The organism is Aeromonas sobria (assembly GCF_006243315.1).
GTDB classification, from domain to species: Bacteria; Pseudomonadota; Gammaproteobacteria; order Enterobacterales; family Aeromonadaceae; genus Aeromonas; species Aeromonas sobria_A.
Genome location: NZ_NKWE01000023.1, coordinates 1 through 289, shown reverse-complemented (window position 1 = coordinate 289; position 289 = coordinate 1). Strand labels below are relative to the sequence as shown.

1 pseudogene is annotated in these 289 nt (G+C 63.3%); it reads left to right on the top strand.

What is annotated here, in order from left to right:
- Positions 1 to 9 precede the first annotated feature (9 nt).
- Positions 10 to 289: pseudogene (locus CF137_RS22460) on the top strand (VCBS domain-containing protein); the annotation flags it as partial.

Sequence of the window (289 nt, the reverse complement as noted above, 5' to 3'; positions counted from 1 at the left end):
ACCCTCACCACCGGCGGCAAGCTGGTCACTACCGATGTCGACAACGGCGAAGCGGTGTTCCAGCCCCAGACTCAGGTAAAAGGCGCACACGGCACCTTCACCATCGACAAAGAGGGCAACTGGACCTACGCGCTCGATAACAATGACCCGCTGGTGCAGGCCCTCAAAGAGGGCGAGTCCCTGCCCAGCGAAACCTTCGTGGTCAAGAGTGCTGACGGCTCCGCCCAGCACACCGTCACCGTCGCTATCACCGGCACCGATGACACCGCCACCCTCACCGGCGCTGACC